This window comes from uncultured Dubosiella sp. (assembly GCF_964018005.1).
Taxonomy (GTDB): Bacteria; Bacillota_I; Bacilli_A; order Erysipelotrichales; family Erysipelotrichaceae; genus Dubosiella; species Dubosiella muris.
Genome location: NZ_CAXHOA010000013.1, coordinates 14561 through 32882, shown reverse-complemented (window position 1 = coordinate 32882; position 18322 = coordinate 14561). Strand labels below are relative to the sequence as shown.

Annotated in this window: 30 protein-coding genes and 1 riboswitch; all 30 genes read left to right on the top strand. The window is 47.0% G+C overall.

What is annotated here, in order from left to right:
• The first annotated feature begins 86 nt into the window (after positions 1-86).
• Positions 87-1271: an elongation factor Tu gene (gene tuf, locus ABNS49_RS09675; protein ID WP_135981182.1), complete on the top strand. Its 1185-nt coding sequence runs from the start codon at positions 87-89 to the stop codon at positions 1269-1271.
• Positions 1272-1439: 168 nt separating this feature from the next.
• On the top strand, positions 1440-2903 hold the full coding sequence (locus tag ABNS49_RS09670) for an amino acid permease (RefSeq protein ID WP_135981183.1): 1464 nt from the start codon (positions 1440-1442) through the stop codon (positions 2901-2903).
• 300 nt (positions 2904-3203) lie between these two features.
• Positions 3204-4523: a M18 family aminopeptidase gene (locus tag ABNS49_RS09665; RefSeq protein WP_135981184.1), complete on the top strand. Its 1320-nt coding sequence runs from the start codon at positions 3204-3206 to the stop codon at positions 4521-4523.
• Positions 4520-5161, top strand: a complete 642-nt coding sequence (locus ABNS49_RS09660; RefSeq protein WP_135981185.1) for a hypothetical protein — start codon at positions 4520-4522, stop codon at positions 5159-5161. Before ABNS49_RS09665 ends, ABNS49_RS09660 begins: the two co-directional genes overlap by 4 nt.
• 39 nt (positions 5162-5200) lie before the next feature.
• Positions 5201-5315, top strand: a riboswitch (FMN riboswitch).
• A gap of 84 nt (positions 5316-5399) precedes the next feature.
• Entirely contained in the window at positions 5400-6047 is a 648-nt protein-coding gene (locus tag ABNS49_RS09655) for an ECF transporter S component (RefSeq protein ID WP_135981186.1), read from the top strand.
• Between the two features lie 16 nt (positions 6048-6063).
• Positions 6064-6522 carry a pyridoxamine 5'-phosphate oxidase family protein gene (locus tag ABNS49_RS09650; RefSeq protein ID WP_135981187.1) on the top strand — a complete coding sequence of 153 codons (459 nt, stop codon included), beginning with the start codon at positions 6064-6066 and terminating at the stop codon, positions 6520-6522.
• Between the two features lie 204 nt (positions 6523-6726).
• The gene (gene rpsJ, locus ABNS49_RS09645; RefSeq protein WP_016320210.1) at positions 6727-7038 is read left to right on the top strand and encodes a 30S ribosomal protein S10; all 312 of its coding nucleotides are present in this window, start codon (positions 6727-6729) and stop codon (positions 7036-7038) included.
• Between the two features lie 14 nt (positions 7039-7052).
• Entirely contained in the window at positions 7053-7748 is a 696-nt protein-coding gene (gene rplC, locus ABNS49_RS09640) for a 50S ribosomal protein L3 (protein ID WP_135981188.1), read from the top strand.
• Positions 7748-8377: a 50S ribosomal protein L4 gene (gene rplD, locus ABNS49_RS09635; protein ID WP_135981189.1), complete on the top strand. Its 630-nt coding sequence runs from the start codon at positions 7748-7750 to the stop codon at positions 8375-8377. The genes rplC and rplD overlap by 1 nt, the downstream gene beginning before the upstream one ends.
• On the top strand, positions 8377-8667 hold the full coding sequence (gene rplW / locus ABNS49_RS09630; RefSeq protein WP_135981190.1) for a 50S ribosomal protein L23: 291 nt from the start codon (positions 8377-8379) through the stop codon (positions 8665-8667). The genes rplD and rplW overlap by 1 nt, the downstream gene beginning before the upstream one ends.
• A 58-nt stretch (positions 8668-8725) precedes the next feature.
• Positions 8726-9559 carry a 50S ribosomal protein L2 gene (gene rplB / locus ABNS49_RS09625; RefSeq protein WP_135981191.1) on the top strand — a complete coding sequence of 278 codons (834 nt, stop codon included), beginning with the start codon at positions 8726-8728 and terminating at the stop codon, positions 9557-9559.
• A gap of 14 nt (positions 9560-9573) precedes the next feature.
• A complete protein-coding gene (gene rpsS, locus ABNS49_RS09620) occupies positions 9574-9852 on the top strand; it encodes a 30S ribosomal protein S19 (protein ID WP_135981192.1) in 279 nt (92 codons plus the stop codon).
• 12 nt (positions 9853-9864) lie between these two features.
• On the top strand, positions 9865-10200 hold the full coding sequence (rplV, locus tag ABNS49_RS09615; protein ID WP_135981205.1) for a 50S ribosomal protein L22: 336 nt from the start codon (positions 9865-9867) through the stop codon (positions 10198-10200).
• Between the two features lie 10 nt (positions 10201-10210).
• Positions 10211-11062 (top strand): 30S ribosomal protein S3, encoded by an 852-nt coding sequence (gene rpsC, locus ABNS49_RS09610; RefSeq protein WP_135981193.1) that lies wholly within the window; start codon positions 10211-10213, stop codon positions 11060-11062.
• On the top strand, positions 11049-11465 hold the full coding sequence (gene rplP / locus ABNS49_RS09605) for a 50S ribosomal protein L16 (RefSeq protein ID WP_135981194.1): 417 nt from the start codon (positions 11049-11051) through the stop codon (positions 11463-11465). The genes rpsC and rplP overlap by 14 nt, the downstream gene beginning before the upstream one ends.
• Complete coding sequence (rpmC, locus tag ABNS49_RS09600) at positions 11465-11665, top strand: 50S ribosomal protein L29 (protein WP_016320201.1); 201 nt, start codon at positions 11465-11467, stop codon at positions 11663-11665. The genes rplP and rpmC overlap by 1 nt, the downstream gene beginning before the upstream one ends.
• Before the next feature lie 12 nt (positions 11666-11677).
• Positions 11678-11935 (top strand): 30S ribosomal protein S17, encoded by a 258-nt coding sequence (rpsQ, locus tag ABNS49_RS09595; RefSeq protein ID WP_135981195.1) that lies wholly within the window; start codon positions 11678-11680, stop codon positions 11933-11935.
• A gap of 17 nt (positions 11936-11952) precedes the next feature.
• Positions 11953-12321, top strand: a complete 369-nt coding sequence (gene rplN, locus ABNS49_RS09590; protein WP_135981196.1) for a 50S ribosomal protein L14 — start codon at positions 11953-11955, stop codon at positions 12319-12321.
• A 12-nt stretch (positions 12322-12333) separates the two neighbouring features.
• Positions 12334-12657: a 50S ribosomal protein L24 gene (gene rplX, locus ABNS49_RS09585; protein ID WP_016320198.1), complete on the top strand. Its 324-nt coding sequence runs from the start codon at positions 12334-12336 to the stop codon at positions 12655-12657.
• 9 nt (positions 12658-12666) lie between these two features.
• Positions 12667-13206 (top strand): 50S ribosomal protein L5, encoded by a 540-nt coding sequence (rplE, locus tag ABNS49_RS09580; RefSeq protein ID WP_135981197.1) that lies wholly within the window; start codon positions 12667-12669, stop codon positions 13204-13206.
• A 12-nt stretch (positions 13207-13218) separates the two neighbouring features.
• The gene (locus ABNS49_RS09575; RefSeq protein ID WP_015535556.1) at positions 13219-13404 is read left to right on the top strand and encodes a type Z 30S ribosomal protein S14; all 186 of its coding nucleotides are present in this window, start codon (positions 13219-13221) and stop codon (positions 13402-13404) included.
• A gap of 18 nt (positions 13405-13422) precedes the next feature.
• Positions 13423-13818: a 30S ribosomal protein S8 gene (rpsH, locus tag ABNS49_RS09570; protein WP_135981198.1), complete on the top strand. Its 396-nt coding sequence runs from the start codon at positions 13423-13425 to the stop codon at positions 13816-13818.
• 18 nt (positions 13819-13836) lie between these two features.
• On the top strand, positions 13837-14382 hold the full coding sequence (gene rplF / locus ABNS49_RS09565; RefSeq protein ID WP_135981199.1) for a 50S ribosomal protein L6: 546 nt from the start codon (positions 13837-13839) through the stop codon (positions 14380-14382).
• 21 nt (positions 14383-14403) lie between these two features.
• A complete protein-coding gene (rplR, locus tag ABNS49_RS09560; protein WP_135981200.1) occupies positions 14404-14760 on the top strand; it encodes a 50S ribosomal protein L18 in 357 nt (118 codons plus the stop codon).
• 12 nt (positions 14761-14772) lie between these two features.
• On the top strand, positions 14773-15285 hold the full coding sequence (gene rpsE, locus ABNS49_RS09555) for a 30S ribosomal protein S5 (RefSeq protein ID WP_135981201.1): 513 nt from the start codon (positions 14773-14775) through the stop codon (positions 15283-15285).
• A 17-nt stretch (positions 15286-15302) separates the two neighbouring features.
• Complete coding sequence (gene rplO / locus ABNS49_RS09550; RefSeq protein ID WP_135981202.1) at positions 15303-15740, top strand: 50S ribosomal protein L15; 438 nt, start codon at positions 15303-15305, stop codon at positions 15738-15740.
• Between the two features lie 3 nt (positions 15741-15743).
• On the top strand, positions 15744-17033 hold the full coding sequence (gene secY / locus ABNS49_RS09545) for a preprotein translocase subunit SecY (RefSeq protein WP_135981203.1): 1290 nt from the start codon (positions 15744-15746) through the stop codon (positions 17031-17033).
• A 12-nt stretch (positions 17034-17045) separates the two neighbouring features.
• Positions 17046-17693 (top strand): adenylate kinase, encoded by a 648-nt coding sequence (locus tag ABNS49_RS09540; RefSeq protein ID WP_135981204.1) that lies wholly within the window; start codon positions 17046-17048, stop codon positions 17691-17693.
• A gap of 131 nt (positions 17694-17824) precedes the next feature.
• Positions 17825-17941: a 50S ribosomal protein L36 gene (gene rpmJ / locus ABNS49_RS09535; protein WP_003866328.1), complete on the top strand. Its 117-nt coding sequence runs from the start codon at positions 17825-17827 to the stop codon at positions 17939-17941.
• A gap of 12 nt (positions 17942-17953) precedes the next feature.
• On the top strand, positions 17954-18319 hold the full coding sequence (gene rpsM, locus ABNS49_RS09530; RefSeq protein WP_135981390.1) for a 30S ribosomal protein S13: 366 nt from the start codon (positions 17954-17956) through the stop codon (positions 18317-18319).
• Positions 18320-18322: the final 3 nt, after the last annotated feature.

Here is an 18322-nt window from a genome sequence, read left to right as displayed (position 1 = left end):
AGGATAGGTGGTTGATTTTAAAGCTGCATTGCATTAAAATTAAACCGACTTGTTATGAATGTTTAGCATTTAGGAGGAAAATTTAAATGGCTAAGGAAAAATTTGACAGAAGTAAAACGCACGTTAATATCGGTACGATTGGTCACGTAGACCACGGTAAAACGACTTTGACTGCAGCGATTACTAGCGTTTTGGCTAAAAAAGGTATGGCCAAAGCAGAAGCTTACGATGAAATCGACGGTGCTCCAGAAGAAAAAGAACGTGGAATCACGATCAACACGGCACACGTTGAATACCAGACAGAAACTCGTCACTACGCGCACGTAGACTGCCCGGGTCACGCCGACTACGTTAAGAACATGATCACTGGTGCCGCTCAGATGGACGGTGCGATCCTTGTTGTTGCGGCATCGGATGGTCCTATGCCTCAGACTCGTGAGCACATCCTTCTTGCTCGTCAGGTAGGTGTTCCTTACATCGTTGTTTACTTGAACAAGTGCGACATGGTTGATGACGAAGAACTCGTTGACCTTGTAGAAATGGAAGTTCGCGAATTGTTGAACGAGTACGGATTCGACGGAGACGAAACCCCAATCATCCGTGGTTCGGCTTTGAAAGCACTGGAAGGCGATCCAAACTACGAAGGTTCGATCGACGAACTGATGGAAGCCGTTGACTCTTGGATCCCAGATCCAGAACGTGATGTTGACAAACCATTCTTGATGGCAGTCGAAGACGTTATGACGATTTCCGGACGTGGTACCGTTGCAACAGGACGTGTTGAACGTGGTACAGCTCACCTTGGTGACGAAGTTGAAATCGTTGGTATCAAACCAACTCGTAAATCCGTATTGACTGGTCTTGAAATGTTCCACAAACAACTGGACGAAGCACAGGCCGGTGACAACATTGGTGCATTGCTCCGTGGTGTTGCACGTGACGAGATCCAGCGTGGACAAGTTCTTGCAAAACCAGGAAGCGTAAACCCTCACACGACGTTCAAGGCGCAAGTATACGTTTTGAGCAAAGAAGAAGGTGGACGTCATACTCCATTCGTTTCAAACTACCGTCCTCAGTTCTACTTCCGTACAACGGACGTAACTGGTGTTATCACGCTTCCAGAAGGAACGGATATGGTTATGCCAGGGGACAACGTAGAAATGAACGTTGAACTGATCGCTCCAATCGCTTTGGAAAACGGAACAAAATTCTCTATTCGTGAAGGTGGCCACACAGTAGGTGCCGGAAACGTTACAGAAATCATTGGTTAATCTTTGATAAAATCAGACAGCTGGTATCAGCTGTCTTTTTTTGTTTCATCGCGTGAAAAAGGATGTATATTGTGGACTGTCCCCTTTTTTGATTTGTAGAAAAGATTGACATATCATGAAAAATGTGTGAACATTTATGTAATTGGCTTATAAGAAAGGAGACAAAGAATGGCTAAAGACAATTCAACAGGCCAGCAAACCGCCGCATCTTCCAAGATCAAATGGTACATGCTCGCATTCATGGCGTTCTCTACCGTTTGGGGCTTTGGAAATGTAACCAACGGATTCGGATATTTCCACGGTACGCAGGTGATCTTCTCATGGATCATGGTATTCGTTTTGTATTTTGTTCCGTATGCGTTAATGGTCGGAGAGCTTGGCTCTGCTTTCAAAACGGCAGGTGGAGGTGTCACGTCGTGGATTCTTGAAACGACGAATCCGAAGCTTGCGTATTACGCCGGATATACGTACTGGGTAGTCCATATTCCGTATATCGCTTCGAAAGGTTCAGGAGGGCTCAAAGCGCTCGCCTGGATGACTTTAAGCAACGACTGGTATGATTCGCTGCCTTCCTGGCAGATTCAGCTGGCAACCGGCGTCGTCTTCCTGTTCTTCTGCTGGGTCGCTTCCCGAGGATTGAATCCTTTGAAAGCATTGACTACAGCGGCGGGATCGAGTATGTTCGTCATGTCGATCCTGTTCATTTTGATGATGATGGCTGCACCGGTCATCAATCCATCGGCATCGTATGTACCGCTTGACTGGAGCTGGGAAGCGCTGATTCCTAAGTTTAATGTGGAATACTTCACTTCGCTCTCGATCCTGATCTTTGCGGTCGGCGGCTGCGAAAAGATTTCTCCATATGTAAACAAAGTGGAAAATCCAGCGAAAAACTTCCCGAAAGGAATGATCGCGCTCGCAATCATGGTTATGGTGTGCGCGGTTCTTGGAACGGTCGCTTTGGGCATGATGTTCTCAGGCGCCGAAATCACAGGCGATGCGCAAGCTTCGTTCATCGCCAATGGCGCGTACGAGGCGTTCCAGCGTCTGGGCGACTACTATCACGTCGGCAACTTGTTCGTGATCTTCTATGGCGCCTGCAACACGATTGGACAGTTCTCGACACTTGTGTTGAGTATCGACGCGCCGCTGCGAATGCTGCTTGATGACGGCAACGCCCGCCGCTTCGTTCCAAAACAGCTGCTCAAGCAAAACGATAAAGGTGCCTATGTCAATGGTATCAAATTGATCGTTGTGCTTTCCGGAGCCATTATCGCGATCCAGCTGCTTGGAAAAGACGCTTCGGATATCATCACCTGGCTGACCCGGTTGAACTCCGTTTGTATGCCATTGCGTTATTTGTGGGTATTCTTCGCGTACATCATGCTGCGCAAGCTGTCTTCCAAATTTCCGCGTGACTACATGTTTGTGAAAAACAACAAAGTAGCGGTCTTCTTCGGTGTATGGTGCTTCGCGGTCACCGCGATTTGCTGCGTGCTCGGAATGTATGCGGCAGGCGATCCAATGCGCACGATCTTCAACGCGATCTCGCCATTCGTGTTCCTGCTTCTCGGCTTGATCATGCCGGAAATCAGAAAACGTCAGGACGAGCGCGACGGAACGACAGAATAAAAAACAATACAAAAGAGGCTGTAATGAATGGGTGGTTTTTAGAAATCACTCGAGCGCTACAGCTTTTTTTCTTTGCCTCTTTTCAAAAAGAAATATCACTTTTTCTTCTTTATTCAATTCGCCGCTCTTTACAATACGAATCATTGCCATCGCTTCCATAGCCGGCGCTTTCGCTGGTTCGCCATTCCATTCGGCCTCTTTTTCAATTCCGGAGCCGGATATTTTTTTAATTACCCGTTACAGCCCCTTTCCTATGAATTTGATTTCAGACGTGATACACTACAAAGAGGAGGAATTATCATGAATGATTTAGATATTTCAAAAGAACTACTCGCGTTTATCGAGTCCAGTCCAAGCATGTTTCATTCCATCGCGACGATCCAATCGTATTTGAGCGCGGATGGTTTTGAATACTTGCCGGAAGGAAAAGCCTGGACTTTGAAAAAAGGCGGGAAATACTACACGACGCGCAACCATACCAGTTTGATCGCGTTTCAAATTGGAAAGGAATTGAGCGACTATCATTTTCAAATGACGGCGGCCCATTCGGACTCGCCAACCTATAAAATAAAATCGGTGGCAACGCTGGAAGGGCCGGGAGAATACATTAAATTAAACGTGGAAGCGTACGGCGGAATGATTGACAATACGTGGTTCGACCGCCCGCTCAGCGTGGCCGGACGCGTGCTTGTCCATGACGGATCGAAGCTGGTAAACAAGCTTCTTTACATCGACCAGGATATTTTGATGATCCCGAATCTGGCGATTCATTTTGACCGTTCCATCAACGACGGATACAAATACAACCGCGCGGTCGATCTTTGCCCGCTTTTCTCGGCCGGGTCGATGAAAAAAGAGGCGTTTGATCAAATGATCGCCGACGCCCTCGGCGTGCGAACCGATCAAATCATGGGAAAGGATTTGTTTTTGGTGAACCGGCAAAAAGGCGTGGTGTGGGGATATGATCAGGAATTCGTATCTTCGCCAAAACTCGATGACTTGCAGTGCGCGTTTGTTTCGCTAAAAGCGTTTATGAACGTACGCAACGAGAAAGCGGTCAACGTGTATTGCTGCTTTGACAACGAGGAGGTTGGCTCGAATACTAAACAAGGCGCGATGTCGACGTTCCTGAAAGATACGCTGAAACGAATCAACGGCAATCTTGGCTTTGGAAACGAAGACTATTATCAAGCGGTGGCCCGTTCGTTCCTCGTATCGTGCGACAACGCGCATGCTGTCCATCCAAATCGTGCGCAGGAAACCGATTCCACGAACTGCGCGTATATGAATAAAGGCATCGTCATCAAGGAAGCCGCAAACCAGAAATACACGACAGACGCGTTCTCCCGCTCGATTTTTACGCAAATTTGCAAGATGGCGGATGTGCCGGTGCAAACGTTTGCGAACCGCTCCGACAAGGCGGGTGGCTCGACGCTTGGCAACCTGTCCAATACGCAAGTGTCCGTCAACGCGGTCGATATTGGTTTGCCGCAGCTTGCGATGCACTCCAGTTATGAAACGGCGGGCATGAAAGACACGTTGTACGCGATCCAGGCATTGGAAACGTATTTTCAAACCAACATTCAAATCCAGGAATCGGAACAGGTGATTTTTGAATGAAGCAAAAGAAATCTTCACCGTTTCAATGGGTAAGCGTGGAAACTTCGGACGCGCTCGCCCATGATGAAGATGGAACGCTTCTTTCAGTCATTCAGGCGATTGATGAGAAAAAAGACTGGTCCGGTTTAAAGAAAGACGTCTACGCCACCTTTTATTTAAAGAAGAGCGCGCGGGCGCTGGAACGCAAAAAAGAGACGAAGCTGACGGTGGAAAACATGCGGACATGGAGCAAATCCTCCGCTTTCAAAAAGACGGTTTACGAAGTCGAAAAAAACTATGAAGAGAAATTTACGATGACCGGCTTGATGATCATCATGACCGGAACGATGGTGCTCTTTTTTCTGCGGGCGGTATTGGCGCAAACGTACTTCATCAATTTTTCGGTGGACGCGATCGTCGGCGCCATTGGCGCGGTGATTTTGTTTAGCAACTTCCGGGTCAAATACCGAATGATTCGCTCGTGTACAAACAGCAAAGACTTTTTGTATATGGATATCAGCTCGTTTGTGCTCAGCGCCTTGCTGAAAATGATGTTGCCGCCCAACATCGACTTCACGTTAGTGGTTTTGATCGTGGCGTATTTTATCGAGAAACGCAAATTTAAATTTGTGCTGGACGAATTTCTACGTTCTTATTGAATTTGTTTGGCAACTTGGATTATAATGAAGTTGCATAAAATAAATCTTCAGGGCAGAGTGAAATTCTCGACTGGCGGTATACTCCGCGAACCTTCGGGCCGAACCGGTGCAACTCCGGTAGCAACAGTTAAAGTCTGGATGAAAGAAGAGTTTGTTGACTGACATTTTTTAATCGTCGAAAAACGCACCTAGAAGTTTATTTTAGGCGCGTTTTCTGTTATTAGGAGGTGTCGTTGAAATGAATAACTCGAAAACAAAAAAAATCACAACGATCGGCTTGTTGTGCGCGATGGCGATGGTCTTGAACTTGCTCGTCTCGTTCCCGCTTGTGCCGGCGGTGTCTTTTCTGAAATTTGATCCCAAAGACATCATCATCGTGATTGGCGGCTTTATTTACGGCCCGCTGACATCCTTTGTGATTAGCGCGATTTGCTCGGTGCTGGAGCTATTGTTCCGCGGGGGAACGATTTTGGATGTGCTTATGAACGTGATCGCTTCGTGCACATTTGCTTGTACGGCTGCGTTCATTTATAAAAAGGTTCATACCAAAAATGGCGCTGTGCTCGGATTGATCGCGGGAACGATTTGCTGTACGCTGTCGATGGTGCTCTGGAACTACATCATCACGCCGATTTATTTTGGTATGCCGCGCGAAGCGGTGGTCGGCATGCTGCTGCCGGGCATCGTGCCGTTCAACTTGCTGAAGTGCGGGATCAACGCGGGCATTACGTTGTTTGTGTATAAGCCAATCGTGACGGCGCTGCGTCATTCCGGTTTGGTGAAAGAAAGCGAGTCGGTATCGACCGGAAAGTCGATGGCTGTCGTTGGCGGTTTTATGGTTGTTTCGGTTTTGCTCATCGTGTGTACGATGAATGGATTGCTTTAAGCGAGGAGAGAGAAAGATGGATTTTTTGGAAGCGAAGAAAATTATGGACGCGAAGCTCGGGGATTGGAAGATCATGGCGCTGGCCAGCAGCGTCGATGACTACCCGATGGTTCGCAACGTGAGTTGTTTGTTTTACAAGGACCGGATCTATTTTAAGACGGATCGCAATTTTCGGAAAACGCAGCAGCTGTACGCCAATCCGCGCGTAGCCATGTGCTGGAACGGGGTGCAGGTCGAAGGAATCGCCCGCGTCGCGGGACTGGTCGTGGACGAGCCGGGACGCACGTTCGAGACGCTGTATAAGAAGTACTTGTGGCAGTCCTACAACGCCTACTCGCATGTGGACACCGAGATTCTGGTCGAGGTGGAACCAAAATTCGTCGAGATTTGGGACGAGGACGAAAATCGCAAGGCGTTCCAGCTGTTTCTGGATTTTGACTTGCATACTGTGACACGGAAACAATACGATGAATAGGGAAAGAAGCCGGTGTGGGTGTCCATGCCGGTTTCTTTTGAAAAAAAGAAGAAATATAGTTGAATCCCCTCGGGTTGTGTGCTATTATTTTTGAGCACTGCGAAGAAGTGCGAGGTTGCTGACCCACTGAAAAGCGTTGTCATGGGTGAGGTCAGGTAATTCGCATGGAGCATGTTTATCTAGAATAAACGAAAGGAGAAAACCATGGCAAACAATACAATGAGAATTCGCTTAAAGGCGTATGAGCACCGCATCCTGGACGAGAGCGCAAAGAAAATCGTCGATGCGGCTACAAAACACGGGGCTAAAAAAGTCATCGGCCCGGTTCCGCTGCCGACGGAAAAACAAGTTGTGACAATTCTTCGTGCAGTTCACAAATACAAGGATTCGCGTGAGCAGTTCGAAATGCGTACGCATAAGCGTTTGATTGAGATCGTTGCACCAAACAAGGAAACAATTGACTCTTTACAAAGACTTGAACTTCCTAGTGGTGTTGACATCGAGATTAAACTTTAATGGAGGTGTCAAAGATGAAAGGACTATTAGGAAGAAAATTAGGAATGACGCAAGTCTTCACAGTAGACGGCGAGTTGATTCCTGTAACAGTGATCGAAGCGACTCCGAACGTTGTTCTTCAAAAGAAAACGGTTGAAACGGATGGGTATGAAGCGGTTCAGTTGGGCTTTGAAGATATCAAGGAACGCCGCGCAACAAAAGCCAACATCGGACACTGCAAGAAAGCGGAAACAGCGCCGAAGCGCTTTGTCCGCGAGGTTCGCGATTGCGAGCTCGACGTAAAAGTCGGAGATACGGTTGGCGTTGACATTTTCGAAGCCGGTGAGCAAGTCGATGTCATCGGAACGAGCAAGGGTAAAGGTTACCAGGGTACGATCGTGCGTAACAACGCGCATCAGGGACCAAAGACACATGGTGGTTCGAAGAACATCCGCCATATCGGTTCTTTGGCAACAAACGGTATTACTTCCCGTCAGGGCCGTATCATGAAAGGTACGATGATGGCTGGTCAGGAAGGTGGATATCGCACAACGAATCCGAACCTGACTGTCATTAAAGTAGATAAAGAAAAAGACTATATCTTGATCAAGGGCTGTGTGCCTGGACCTAAAAAAGGATTGGTGATGATCCGTACAGCCAAGACTTCGAAAGGAAACAAAGCGCCAGTTACATTGGTCGACTACACGGTGAATGAGGAGGTCAGTGAATAATGGCTACATTAGACGTAATTAATCAGGCCGGTGCGGTTGTTGGAACGATCGAACTCAACGATGAAGTATTCGGAATCGAGCCAAATCAACAGGCACTTTACGATGCATTGATCATGCAGCAGGCAAGCCGTCGTCAAGGTACGGCAAGCACAAGAGGACGTTCCGAAGTTCGCGGCGGCGGTCGTAAACCATATCGCCAAAAGGGAACAGGTCGCGCCCGTCAAGGTTCGATCCGCGCTCCTCAATACAGAGGCGGTGGAACGGTGTTTGGACCTAAACCTCGGAACTATGCATATAAAATCAACAAGAAAGTTCGTCGTCTTGCCCTGAAATCCGCATTGAGCGAGAAACTGATCGGCGAAGCGATGAACGTCATGGATAAATTAGAATTGGCAGCGCCAAAAACAAAAGATTTCGTTGCGATCGTCGATGCGATCCAGGCGCCTTACAAAACGTTGTTTGTCGTTGCGGAAGCCGATGACAACACGAACGCTTACTTGTCGGCGCGCAACTTGCCAGGCGTAAGCATGATGAGCTCGAAGGCGATCAACGTATACGATCTTGTTAACGCGAACAAAGTTGTCATGACGAGCGCAGCCGTAAAAGAAATTGAGGAGGCGTTGGCATAATGATGGACTACAGAGACGTAATCATTCGCCCGATCATCACGGAGAAGTCGATGAAGCTGATGGCTGAAGACAACAAGGTGACGTTCGAAGTGGCGAAAGGTGTAAATAAGATCGAAGTGAGACAAGCGGTGGAAGCTTTGTTCCACGTGGATGTTGTTTCGGTCAACATCATGAATGTAAAACCAAAGACACGTCGTGTTGGACGCTTCGTTGGAAAAACGAACCATGTCCGCAAAGCGATTGTAAAAATCAAAGAAGGCCAGACAATCGACTTGTTTGGTGAGGAATAATCAGGGAGAAGTCGCTATTTCCTGAATAAATATTGCGAATAGGAGGAAAAATTAGTTTATGCCAATCAAAAAGTATAAACCTACTACACCTGGTCGTCGTGGGATGTCCACGCTGACTTTCGAGGAGATCACAAAAACAACTCCGGAGAAAAGTCTTCTTGCTCCATTGAAAAGCAAGGGCGGCCGCAACAATCTTGGTCGGATCACGACTCGTCATCAAGGTGGCGGACACAAACGTGCATACCGTATCATTGATTTCAAACGTAACAAAGACGGAATTCCGGCTACGGTCGCTGCGATCGAGTACGATCCAAACCGTACGTCGAATATCGCGCTGCTTCACTATGTTGATGGTGAAAAGCGTTATATTATCGCGCCAAAAGGCTTGAAAGTCGGCGCGAAAGTCATTTCGGGTCCTGAAGCGGATATCCAGATCGGAAACGCGATGGAACTCCGGAACATGCCTGAAGGTACAGTGGTTCACAACGTGGAGCTGAAACCGGGCAAAGGCGGACAGATGGCGCGAAGCGCTGGTGCATCCGCACAGATTCTTGGTATCGAAGACAAATATGTAACTTTGCGTCTGACTTCCGGCGAAGTTCGTCGTGTGCTTGGTGTATGCCGCGCGACGGTTGGAACGGTTGGCAACGAGGACCACAACCTCGTCAACCTCGGAAAAGCTGGACGTAACCGTTGGAAAGGCGTTCGCCCGACGGTTCGTGGTTCCGTTATGAACCCGAACGATCACCCTCATGGTGGTGGTGAAGGCCGTACGCCAATCGGACGTAAATCGCCTATGACGCCATGGGGCAAAAAAGCTCTGGGCGTGAAGACGCGTAAGAAGAAAAAAGCAAGTACGAAACTGATCGTACGTCGCCGCAACGGTAAGTAGAAGGAGGATAAGACATGAGTCGTAGTTTGAAAAAAGGTCCTTTCTGTGACGAACACTTGATGAAAAAGGTCATCGCATTGAATGCTGCCGGAAAAAAAGAAGTGATCAAAACGTGGAGCCGTCGTTCAACGATCTTCCCTCAATTTGTAGAGCATACATTTGCGGTGTATAACGGGAAAGAACATTTGCCTGTATACGTAACAGAAGATATGGTTGGACACAAGCTTGGTGAGTTTGTACCGACGCGTAAATATGCCGATCATGCAAAAGATGACAAGAAAGGCAGAAAATAGGAGGAACAGATGATGGAAGTAAAAGCAACAGCAAAAACTCTTCGCATTCAACCTCGTAAGGCTAGACTTGTTTTAGACTTGATCCGGGGTAAAAACGTGGAAGAAGCCGCTGCGATCTGCAAATTTCTCCCAAACAAGGGTGGGGAACTTGTTGGTAAAGTTCTGAAATCTGCAGTTGCGAATGCGGTTCACAATAATGATTTAGATGAAGCAAAACTTTATGTAAAAGCTTGCTATGCGGATGAAGGAATGACGATGAAGCGTTTCATGCCTCGCGCAAAAGGTAGCGCAAGCCCAATTCATAAGCGTACGAGCCACATCACGGTGATCGTGGCTGAGAAAGAGTAGGAGGATCGATATGGGTCAAAAAGTAAGTCCGATCGGAATGCGTGTCGGAATCATCCGCGACTGGCAGTCGAGATGGTATTCAGACGATAAAGAATTCGGAACGCTTCTGATGGAAGATGTTCGGATTCGTGATTTTATCGAAGATTATTATGCAAAATTGTCTGCATCGGCAGCCGACAAGCGCAAAGCAGATCCTCAGATTTCCCGCATTGAAATCGAACGTACGAACAATCGCTTGACGATTATCATCCGTACTGCGCATCCTGGCGTTGTCATCGGTCAGGATGGAAAATCCATTGAAGGTTTGAAAAAACAAATCATCAAGATGACAAAAGTGAAAAACGTGCAAATCAACGTGGTGGAAATCGCCAACCCGAATTTGGACGCACGTCTGGTTGCTCGCTGGATTGCCAACGAGCTGGAAGGACGTAAATCGTTCCGTGCGACGCAGAAAAAAGCGATCCAGAACACGATGCGCGCCGGTGCCAAAGGAATCAAGACTTCGGTTTCCGGACGTCTTGGCGGTGCTGATATGGCCCGTACGGAAGGCTATTCCGAAGGTGTCGTTCCTCTGCATACTCTGCGCAGCGATATCGACTATGCTTGGGAAGAAGCAAGCACGACTTATGGTCGTCTGGGCGTAAAAGTCTGGATCTGCCGTGGGGAAGTTCTTCCTGGCGAAATGGTGAAAGAACCAGAAGCGCCAAAACAACGTCCTATGCGCAATCGCCGCCGCAACAACAACCGTCGTGGCGATGGACGGAATAACAATCGCGCGCCTCGGGGAGCGAATGGCCGCAACAACGCGGAAAAAGCCGCAGCTCCTGTAAATAAAGGAGGTAACGAAGATGTTAATGCCTAAACGTACAAAGTATCGTCGTCCTCATCGTCTGAGCTACGAAGGTCGCAGCAAGGCGGGACGCTCGGTTGACTTTGGTGAATTTGGTCTCGTTGCTGAATCGGGAAACTACGTAAGCAACCGTCAGATCGAGGCTGCCCGTATCGCCATGACACGTTACATGAAGCGTGGCGGTAAAGTTTGGATCCGTATCTTCCCTCATTTGGCAAGAACGAAAAAACCTCTCGAAGTTCGTATGGGTTCCGGTAAAGGTGCTCCAGAAGGATGGGTTGCGGTTGTAAAACCGGGCCGTGTTATGTTCGAGATCGGTGGAGTAAGCGAGGAAGTAGCTCGTGAAGCATTGCGTCTGGCTTCTCATAAGCTTCCTGTGAAAACTCGCTTTGTTAGAAAAGGAGAAGTTGAATAATGAACGCAAAAGAAATCCGTGAAAAAACCAACGAAGAACTTTTAAAGGAAATCGATGCATTGAAAGACGAATTATTTAACCTCCGTTTTCAGCAGGCGACAGGACAGTTGGAAAATACGGCTCGTTTGAAAACCGTAAAGAAAACGATTGCTCGTATTAAAACGATTATGACTGAGCGTGAAAACGCCGCAGCGAAGTAGGAGGGCTGATCAATGGAAAGAAATGCTCGTAAAGTTTACAGAGGAAAAGTAGTATCCGACAAAATGGATAAGACGATCACTGTAGCGGTAGAAACGAAAAAAACACATCCGATTTACGGAAAACGTGTTAAATATACAAAAAAATACAAAGCGCATGACGAAAACAACGTAGCACGTGAAGGCGATGTAGTAACGATCATGGAAACTCGTCCTCTTTCGGCTACCAAGCGTTTCCGTCTGCTTGAAGTTGTAGAAAAAGCGGAAGGATAAACGAGGGGGTAGACACAATGATTCAAAACGAAAGCCGTTTACGTGTTGCCGACAATACCGGAGCGAAAGAAGTTCTTGTTATCCGGTGTTTAGGTGGCTCCGTAAGAAAATTCGCAAACATCGGTGACATCGTTGTATGTGCTGTTAAACAGGCTACTCCTGGTGGAACCGTAAAAAAAGGTGATGTAGTCAAAGGGGTTATCGTTCGTACAAAACGTGGCGTTCGTCGCGACAACGGAACCTATATCAAATTTGACGACAACGCAGTCGTATTGATCAAAGACGACAAAACGCCAAGAGGAACTCGTATTTTTGGACCTGTTGCCCGCGAATTGCGTGACAAGGACTTCATGAAAATCGTTTCTCTTGCGCCAGAAGTATTGTAGGAGGAGTGTCTTGTGAGAATTAAAAAAGGTGATAAAGTTCAAGTTATTACAGGTGCTTACAAAGGCACGATCGGTGAAGTAAAACAAGCGTTCCCGCGGGAAGACAAAGTCATTGTCGAAGGCGTGAACATTGTAAAGAAGCACCAGAAACCAACACAGCAAAATCCGGATGGTGGGATCATTGAAAAAGAAGCAAAGATCCACGTGTCGAATGTCATGCTGTATGATGAAAAAGCGAAAGCGCCTAGCCGTGTTCGCTATGAGTTCCGGACAAACAAGGACGGAAAGAAAGAAAAAGTACGCGTGTTCGTAAAATCGGGCACAGAAGTGAAGTAGGAGGGTATCATGAACCGTTTATTGGAAAAATATAAAAGCGATGTTGTCCCTCAGATGATGAAGGATTTCAACTATTCATCAATCATGGAAGTGCCAAAGATTGACAAAGTCGTTGTCAATATTGGTGTTGGTGATGCGATTCAAAACTCGAAGCTGCTCGATGAGGCAGTGGAAGAGCTGGCAGCCATTACCGGACAGGCTCCAGTGATTACAAAAGCAAAAAAATCAATCGCGAACTTCAAACTTCGTGAAGGTATGCCAATCGGATGCAAAGTAACGTTGCGTGCCGACAAAATGTACAACTTCCTTGATAAACTGTTCAACATCTCGCTTCCACGCGTTCGTGACTTCCGCGGTGTCAGCGACACAAGCTTTGACGGTCGTGGAAATTACACGCTGGGTGTAAAAGAACAAATTATTTTCCCTGAAATTGATTTCGATAAAGTCAACCGTACCCGTGGTATGGATGTTGTTATCGTGACGACAGCGAAAACGAATGACGAGGCAAAAGCATTGCTGACTGCAATGGGAATGCCTTTCAAAAAATAAGAGGAGGCAACAATGGCTAAAAAAGCAATGATCAACAAGCAGCAGCGTCCGCAGAAATTCAAAGTGCGTGAATACACACGTTGCGAGCGTTGTGGACGTCCACACTCTGTTTTAAGAAAATATAAACTTTGCCGTATCTGCTTCCGCGAACTGGCTTACAAAGGTCAGATCCCGGGTGTTAAAAAGGCAAGCTGGTAATAAGGAGGCATACGACTCATGAATATGACAGATCCAATCGCAGATATGCTTACTCGTATTCGGAATGCACTGCAGCAAAAACACGAAACAGTGAGCATGCCTTCCAGCAAAGAGAAAACGGCAATCGCCGAAATCTTGAAGAGTGAAGGATACATCAATAACTATAAAGTAGAAGGCGATCTCAAGAAAACTTTGACGATTGACTTGAAATACGGGAAAAACGGCGAGCGCGTTATTAGCGGTCTGCGCCGGATTTCGAAGCCTGGACTGCGCGTTTACGCGAAGGTGGAAAACCTGCCACGCGTATTGAACGGTCTTGGCACTGCCATCATCTCGACTTCGAACGGAATGATGACAGATAAAGATGCGAAGAAAAACCACGTTGGTGGCGAAGTCATCGCATATATCTGGTAATTTAGGAGGAAAAATAAAATGTCACGTATCGGGAATAAACTGATTACCATTCCTGCCAACGTTACTGTCGAAGTAGCGGCAGGCAATGAGGTGACTGTTAAAGGTCCTAAAGGAACTTTAACTCGGAAGTTCTCTCCGTTGATGGACATCAACGTGGAGAACAACGAAGTCACTGTGAAGCGTCCTAATGACGAAAAACACACTAAGCAGCTCCATGGAACAACGCGTGCGCTCTTGCACAACATGGTAGTGGGAGTTTCTGAAGGATTCGTAAAAGAACTTGAGCTGGTCGGAATTGGTTTCCGTACCGCTGTAAAAGGAAACAAGCTGACCATGAGCGTGGGATACTCGCACCCAGTTGAAATCGACATCGTGGATGGTTTGGAAGTAACTTGTCCAAACGCCACGTCGATCAAAGTCGCTGGAATCGACAAACAGCTTGTTGGAGAATATTCCGCCAATATTCGCGCAGTCCGCAAACCGGAACCTTACAAAGGCAAAGGAATTCGTTATAAAGGCGAAGTTGTCCGTCGTAAGGAAGGTAAAACGGCTGGTAAGAAATAATAGTGGGAGAGGAGAACTAATATGTTGAAAAAAGAATCACGTAATTCACAAAGACTTCGTCGTCATGTGCGTGTACGTAAAAATATAAGCGGGACTCCTGAATGCCCACGTTTGAATGTATTCAGAAGCAACGCCCACATCCACGCGCAGTTAATTGACGACGTGAATGGACACACACTGGCGGCCGCATCGAGTGTGGATATGAAACTGGAAAACGGTGGAAATATCGAAGCCGCAAAAAAAGTCGGAGCCGAAATCGCAAAACGCGCTCAAGACAAAGGAATCAAAAAAGTAGTATTCGACCGTGGTGGATATATCTATACTGGTCGTGTAGCAGCACTTGCTGACGCCGCTCGTGAAGCCGGCTTAGAATTTTAGGAGGTCGCAACAATGGCAAATGAAAGAAAACCTAGAAGAGACCAGAAAGAATTTGAAGAACAAGTCGTAGCCATCAACCGTGTTACGAAAGTTGTCAAAGGTGGTCGTAACTTCCGCTTTGCGGCATTAGTTGTTGTTGGTGACCGTAAAGGACGCGTTGGAATTGGCACTGGAAAAGCAAAAGAAGTCCCTGATGCAATCCGGAAAGCAGTCGACAACGCGAAGAAAAACGTATTCACAGTACCTGTAATTGGTACAACGATTCCACATGAAGTCACTGGAACATATGGAGCAGGATCCGTATTCATGCGTCCAGCCAGCGAAGGTACTGGTGTAATCGCCGGTGGTGCGGCACGTGCCGTTCTTGAATTGGCTGGAATTAGCGATATCCTGACGAAATGTCTGGGATCCCGTACAAAAATCAACGTGGTTCGGGCGACTGTCGAAGGTCTGAAGAGCCTGAGAACCGTTGAACAGGTGGCTGAACTTCGCGGTAAAACTCCGGAAGAGATCCGTGGTTACTAATCGGGGAGGTAAATGAAATGAAATTACATGAAATGTCATCGTTGAGCCCGCGTACTTCGAGAAAACGGGTAGGACGCGGTCCTGGAAGCGGCTTGGGTAAAACCTCGGCGCGAGGACAAAAAGGACAAAACGCACGAAGCGGCGGCGGAACTCGTCTTGGCTTCGAAGGTGGTCAGACACCGATTGCGCGTCGTCTTCCAAAACGTGGATTCACGAACTTCAACCGCAAAGAGTATGCGATCGTCAATGTAAAGGATTTGAACCGTTTTGAAGACGGAACAAACGTTACACCTGCATTGTTGATGGAATGCGGTTTGGTAAAGAAAGAATTAAATGGTGTAAAAATTCTTGGAAATGGTGAGCTTACAAAGAAATTGACTGTTTCGGCAGCAAAATTCTCGAAGGGAGCTCAGGAAGCTATTGAGAACGCAGGCGGAAAAGTTGAGGTCTGCTAATTAATGGGTTCAAAAATCAAGGCAATGTGGACGAATAAGGACATCCGGAACCGGATTGTCTTTACTCTCTTTGCCTTTCTTGTTTATCGTCTTGGTTGTGCGATCACGATCCCAGACGTAAACACTTCTGATTTGGTAGCGGGACTGGGAGAAAACTCCTTGTTCGCGATGCTGAACTTGCTGGGTGGCGGTGGTTTGGAGCAGTTTTCTGTATTCGCTCTAGGTGTTACACCTTACATTACCGCATCCATTATCATTCAGCTGTTGAGCATGGATGTTATTCCAAGCTTGACCGAGCTATCGAAATCAGGCGCAAATGGTCGTAAGAAACTCGATAAATATACACGATATCTTGCGGTGGTCTTTGCCTTTGTTCAATCCTTTTCACTGGTGTACGGTTTCTCGAAAACCTACACCGGATTGATCGTTGGCGGAGTCACGGTAGCGAAGTTATTGTTTATCGCAACGATATTCACGGCTGGAACGATGTTCCTAGTCTGGATCGGCGATCAGATTTCATTAAAAGGGATAGGAAACGGAATTTCGATGGTGATCATGGCGGGAATTGTCGGGCGGATGCCGCAGCAGTTCTCTGCAGCCTGGTCATCGTTAATTGATGGGAAAATCGCAAATGGCGCGTTGTTGTTTGCGGCGTATATCATCATTTATTTGTTAATTATCGTCTTTGTGACTCTGATCAATACCGCCGAACGAAAAATTCCGATCCAGTATACTTCGAGTTCTGTCACGATGACCCAAACAAGCAAAATGAATTATTTGCCATTGAAAGTCAATTCGGCAAGTGTGATTCCTGTCATTTTCGCTTCGTCATTGATGATGGCGCCATTGCAGATTGCCAGCTTTTTTCCGGAAAATGAATGGATCCGGCCAATGCAAGATTGGCTAGGCCTTCAGACCTGGTATTCTTTGGCGATCTATGTCGTGCTGATTTTGCTCTTTACGTTCTTTTACACGAAGATGCAAATCAATCCGGAAAAGATTGCCGAGAATCTCGGGAAATCGGGCGCTTATATTCCAAGTGTGCGTCCGGGAACGGAAACGCAGGATTATATCAACCGCGTGTTGTCGCGGATCACGGTATTGGGGGCCGTTGCTCTCGCGTTTATCGCGGTCATGCCGCATATTATGCCGCTCATCTGGCCGGAACTGCCAAGTTCTATGGCGTTAGGTGGAACAGGTATGATTATCGTGGTTGGTGTAGCGATCGAAACGGTACGACAAGTCCAAGGACTAATTACACAGAAATCGTATAAAAAGTATTTCGAAGACTAAAGGGAGATTACTATGAACATCTTTATTATGGGTGCGCCTGGATCTGGCAAAGGCACGTTCTCAAGCCGAATTAAAGATGAGTTTAATTTAAACCACATCTCGACTGGAGATATCTTCCGCGCGAATATCGCAAACGATACCCCGCTTGGACAGCAGGCCAAGGCGTATACGGAGAAGGGACTTCTTGTTCCGGACGAAATTACGAACAAAATGGTTGCGGATTACTTAGCAAATCTAACAGATAAAAAGAACGGGTATTTGCTGGACGGTTATCCGCGGACGCTGGACCAGGCCAAAGCGTTTGAGCAAATGACAAAAGGAACGGATCTCGCAGTGGACGTCGTTGTTGCTATGGATGTGCCATTCGACGTGCTGACAAAGCGAATTACCGGTCGTCGTACATGCAAAAAATGCGGAGCGATATATAATATATATACGACTCCTCCTCAAACTGAGGAAATTTGTGACGTTTGCGGTGAACCGTTATCACAAAGAAAAGATGATAACGAGGAGAGTCTAAAAGTACGTCTCGATGAATACGCAAAAAATACCGAGCCAGTTATTGCGTATTATGAAGAAAAAGGAATCGTAAAACATATCAATGCGGATCGCGGCATTGATGAAATTTGGTCTTCCATTCAGGAAGCCTTGAAAAACTAATAAATTGCGCTTATAATATATAAGCGCATTTATTTGCGTATGAATGAAAGCCCACGTTTCTGTTAAAATCCGCATGCAGACATACGCATTTTAGCAGGGCAATACGTGGCAAGTGTACAGGAGGAAAAAAGATGAAAGTAAGACCATCTGTAAAACCAATCTGTGACAAGTGCCGGGTCATCCGCCGGAAAGGTCGCGTGATGGTGATCTGCGAGAACCCGAAACACAAACAGAGACAAGGAAACTAGTAGGAGGAACGAATGGCACGTATAGCAGGAGTAGATATTCCAAACGATAAACGAGCAGTGATCTCATTGACGTATATTTATGGAATCGGCCGTACGACGGCAAGCAAAGTATTGGCGGCAGCCAATGTCAGCGAAGACAAGCGCATCAAGGATTTGAGCGAACAGGAAATGAACGCGATCCGAAAAGAAGTGGACAAGATCAAAGTCGAAGGGGATCTGCGCCGGGAAGTGCAGCTGAACATCAAACGACTGATGGAGATCGGCTGCTACAGAGGAATTCGTCATCGGAAAGGACTGCCGGTCAGAGGACAGAGAACGAAGACGAACGCGCGGACAAGAAAAGGGAAGGCAAAAACAGTTGCCAACAAGAAGAAGTAGGAG

Bases quoted from the DNA above. Each gene is read 5' to 3' on its own strand.
- rplW (WP_135981190.1), top strand. From the start codon at position 8,377: ATGATGGACTACAGAGACGTAATCATTCGCCCGATCATCACGGAGAAG.
- rpmJ (WP_003866328.1), top strand. From the start codon at position 17,825: ATGAAAGTAAGACCATCTGTAAAACCAATCTGTGACAAGTGCCGGGTC.
- rplO (WP_135981202.1), top strand. From the start codon at position 15,303: ATGAAATTACATGAAATGTCATCGTTGAGCCCGCGTACTTCGAGAAAA.
- ABNS49_RS09575 (WP_015535556.1), top strand. From the start codon at position 13,219: ATGGCTAAAAAAGCAATGATCAACAAGCAGCAGCGTCCGCAGAAATTC.
- rpsS (WP_135981192.1), top strand. From the start codon at position 9,574: ATGAGTCGTAGTTTGAAAAAAGGTCCTTTCTGTGACGAACACTTGATG.
- rpsQ (WP_135981195.1), top strand. From the start codon at position 11,678: ATGGAAAGAAATGCTCGTAAAGTTTACAGAGGAAAAGTAGTATCCGAC.
- rplC (WP_135981188.1), top strand. From the start codon at position 7,053: ATGAAAGGACTATTAGGAAGAAAATTAGGAATGACGCAAGTCTTCACA.
- secY (WP_135981203.1), top strand. From the start codon at position 15,744: ATGGGTTCAAAAATCAAGGCAATGTGGACGAATAAGGACATCCGGAAC.
- ABNS49_RS09670 (WP_135981183.1), top strand. From the start codon at position 1,440: ATGGCTAAAGACAATTCAACAGGCCAGCAAACCGCCGCATCTTCCAAG.
- rplF (WP_135981199.1), top strand. From the start codon at position 13,837: ATGTCACGTATCGGGAATAAACTGATTACCATTCCTGCCAACGTTACT.
- rplR (WP_135981200.1), top strand. From the start codon at position 14,404: ATGTTGAAAAAAGAATCACGTAATTCACAAAGACTTCGTCGTCATGTG.
- rplP (WP_135981194.1), top strand. From the start codon at position 11,049: ATGTTAATGCCTAAACGTACAAAGTATCGTCGTCCTCATCGTCTGAGC.
- ABNS49_RS09665 (WP_135981184.1), top strand. From the start codon at position 3,204: ATGAATGATTTAGATATTTCAAAAGAACTACTCGCGTTTATCGAGTCC.
- rplD (WP_135981189.1), top strand. From the start codon at position 7,748: ATGGCTACATTAGACGTAATTAATCAGGCCGGTGCGGTTGTTGGAACG.
- tuf (WP_135981182.1), top strand. From the start codon at position 87: ATGGCTAAGGAAAAATTTGACAGAAGTAAAACGCACGTTAATATCGGT.
- ABNS49_RS09660 (WP_135981185.1), top strand. From the start codon at position 4,520: ATGAAGCAAAAGAAATCTTCACCGTTTCAATGGGTAAGCGTGGAAACT.
- rpmC (WP_016320201.1), top strand. From the start codon at position 11,465: ATGAACGCAAAAGAAATCCGTGAAAAAACCAACGAAGAACTTTTAAAG.
- rplN (WP_135981196.1), top strand. From the start codon at position 11,953: ATGATTCAAAACGAAAGCCGTTTACGTGTTGCCGACAATACCGGAGCG.
- rplB (WP_135981191.1), top strand. From the start codon at position 8,726: ATGCCAATCAAAAAGTATAAACCTACTACACCTGGTCGTCGTGGGATG.
- ABNS49_RS09540 (WP_135981204.1), top strand. From the start codon at position 17,046: ATGAACATCTTTATTATGGGTGCGCCTGGATCTGGCAAAGGCACGTTC.
- rplE (WP_135981197.1), top strand. From the start codon at position 12,667: ATGAACCGTTTATTGGAAAAATATAAAAGCGATGTTGTCCCTCAGATG.
- rpsJ (WP_016320210.1), top strand. From the start codon at position 6,727: ATGGCAAACAATACAATGAGAATTCGCTTAAAGGCGTATGAGCACCGC.
- rpsE (WP_135981201.1), top strand. From the start codon at position 14,773: ATGGCAAATGAAAGAAAACCTAGAAGAGACCAGAAAGAATTTGAAGAA.
- rplV (WP_135981205.1), top strand. From the start codon at position 9,865: ATGGAAGTAAAAGCAACAGCAAAAACTCTTCGCATTCAACCTCGTAAG.
- rpsC (WP_135981193.1), top strand. From the start codon at position 10,211: ATGGGTCAAAAAGTAAGTCCGATCGGAATGCGTGTCGGAATCATCCGC.
- ABNS49_RS09650 (WP_135981187.1), top strand. From the start codon at position 6,064: ATGGATTTTTTGGAAGCGAAGAAAATTATGGACGCGAAGCTCGGGGAT.
- ABNS49_RS09655 (WP_135981186.1), top strand. From the start codon at position 5,400: ATGAATAACTCGAAAACAAAAAAAATCACAACGATCGGCTTGTTGTGC.
- rpsM (WP_135981390.1), top strand. From the start codon at position 17,954: ATGGCACGTATAGCAGGAGTAGATATTCCAAACGATAAACGAGCAGTG.
- rpsH (WP_135981198.1), top strand. From the start codon at position 13,423: ATGAATATGACAGATCCAATCGCAGATATGCTTACTCGTATTCGGAAT.